The following is a 2,585-nucleotide window of genomic DNA, read 5'->3' as shown; positions in this document are numbered from 1 at the left end:
ATCAAATTAATAAACACTTGCTTTAATTGTTTTTCATCACATTCGAGTGGCGGCAATGGACCTGCCATTATGGTTTCTACAGTAACGCCTTGTCTCTCCGCTTGTTGTTGCGTAATGGAAAGCGTATAGGCAATTACTTCTTCAATACTTGCTTTTTCGAATTTGATAACTCTCGGTTTCCCAATATACATCAGATCATTAACAATCGAATTGATCCTGTCAATTTCCTGAATCATAATGGGATAATAATCATTGGTGTTTGGGTATCGTTCTTGCTGTAATTGTGTAAACCCCCTTAAGGAAGATAAGGGATTACGAATTTCATGACCAATGGCTGCAGCCATTTGACCAATCACTGCAAGCTTTTCTTTGTGCCGTAGTTCTTCGTAGACAGTAGTCAGCGTTTTAATATATGAATGAAAACGGATTAATAAAATATAGGCGATCAAAGACAAGATAATGTATATAACAGTTGGAACTAAAACGTTTAAATCTTGCAATATTACCCCTAATAATATTTCTTTCCCAATCATCCCTAGTGAAACTACCCAGAAATAATTATAATTTTTATTCACGAAAATAGGACAAAAAAGGATAAATAAAACCTCAACAATATTCCCAGAGCCATATGAAGCAGTTGTTCCCAAATATGTCATCAGGCTGTCAATCGTAACAATCACAATGTAGCCTATAATATAGACGTATTTTACTATGTAAGGATTCCCTTTTTTAATAAAATAAATGGCAAGTGGCAGCATACAAAAGATTAGAATATATAACCATACACCCAGACCAACCTCATCTGTATCAAAAATACTTGCTCGCATATTTATATTAGGCCTTATCCAATAATAGAAAATTTCAAAAGAATAATACAATAAATTAAACAACCATAAAAATAGAATGATTGCCTTCCGTTCTTCAAAAATAAGTTTTGGATTCCTGATGCTATCTTGCATGTAGTTTCTCCTTAATCTGATCAACGTGAATTATTTTATGATAAAATCCTGCTCTTATTTTATCATCTTTCCTTCAAGCAAATGACATCATTTTTGAAACCCTAATGAATTTCGACATTTTTCGATAAAATCCACAAAAAAAGAGCTTACCATAGGTAAGCCCAATCAATTCGTTCTTTTTCCTGCTAGCTAGCTTTTTTCACTTGTACGGCATTCTTATTCAAGGTTGAATGTTTACGTCCATATCCGAAATAGACGATTAAACCAATGACAAGCCAAACTCCAAAGCTAATCCATGTTGTTTTTGGTAACTGAAGTGCTAAATATCCACAAAATACAAAGGCTAAGATTGGAATATACGGTACAAACGGAACACGGAATCCAGTTTTAGGTGCTTGCTTATTTTTACGTAGATATAAAATTCCCACCGAAACCGTCATAAAGGCAAATAATGTTCCGATATTTGTTAGTTCTGCAAGTTTGTTTAATGGAATCAATCCTGCAAAAATCGATACTAGTAAACAAGTAATCCATGAATTCACCATTGGTGTCTGCTTCTTCTTATCTACTTTGGAAAATACTTTTGGCAATAGCCCATCACGGCTGATCGCATAGAATAAGCGAGATTGTCCATAAAGCATTACCAATAATACAGTAGTGATACCTGCAATCGCACCAAGGGAGATAAAGCCTGCCACCCAATCTTGATGAATGTAATTAAGAGCAAATGCAACAGGGTTTTTCACACCTAATTCATGATAAGGAACGATACCTGTTAGAATTCCAGAAACAATAATATATAACACGGTACAAACTAGTAAAGATGCAATAATACCAATTGGCATATTCTTTTGCGGATTTTTTACTTCTTCTGCTGCAGTTGAGACAGCGTCAAAACCTATATAAGCAAAGAATACAGTTGCTGCACCAGCTGTTACACCTGAGAAACCAAATGGCATAAATGGTGTCCAGTTGGAAGGCTTTACATACCAAGCACCTACAGCGATAAACAATACAACAACTGCCAACTTAATAATTACCATAATCGTGTTAAAGCGAGCTGATTTTTTAACACCCTGTGTTAATAGAAATGTAATAATTAAAACGATAAGAATTGCCGGTACATCGATAAATGTGCCGTTTGCTGGATTATAAGCACTTGTTAATGCTTTTGGAAAATGAATACCAAAACCTGCAAGAAGTCCTTGTAAATACCCTGACCATCCACTTGCAACAGCAGAAGACGCCAGACCGTATTCTAAAATTAGATCCCATCCCAAAATCCAGGCAATAATCTCGCCAAAGGTAGCATAACTGTACGTATAGGCACTACCCGATACTGGAACAGTGGAAGCAAATTCTGCATAACATAGAGCAGCAAATACGCACGCGAGCCCTGATAAAATAAAAGATAATATAAGTGCAGGTCCTGCATGTTCTGCAGCGGCCACTCCTGTTAATACAAATATTCCTGTCCCTATAATAGCCCCAATTCCAAGCATGGATAAATCAAATGCTCCTAAATCTTTCTTTAAGACTACATCTTTTTGTCCAGCATCTTGTATGAGAGCCTGAATTGACTTTTTTCTAAATAAATTCATTGCTTTTACCTCCATAAAATTATAT

Annotated in this window: 2 protein-coding genes; both read right to left on the bottom strand. The window is 35.5% G+C overall.

Translation table 11 applies throughout. The features are described from left to right. Positions 1 to 959: histidine kinase dimerization/phospho-acceptor domain-containing protein (locus V7137_RS01640; protein ID WP_335696457.1), on the bottom strand; the 959-nt coding region annotated here is incomplete at its 3' end. A gap of 185 nt (positions 960 to 1,144) precedes the next feature. Further along, positions 1,145 to 2,560: an amino acid permease gene (locus V7137_RS01635; protein ID WP_335696459.1), complete on the bottom strand. Its 1,416-nt coding sequence runs from the start codon at positions 2,558 to 2,560 to the stop codon at positions 1,145 to 1,147. Positions 2,561 to 2,585 lie beyond the last annotated feature (25 nt).

Source organism: Neobacillus drentensis, assembly GCF_036962765.1.
GTDB lineage: Bacteria > Bacillota > Bacilli > Bacillales > Cytobacillaceae > Neobacillus > Neobacillus drentensis_C.
Note: the sequence above shows the minus strand (reverse complement) of the source record. Positions and strands in the feature narration are given on the sequence as shown.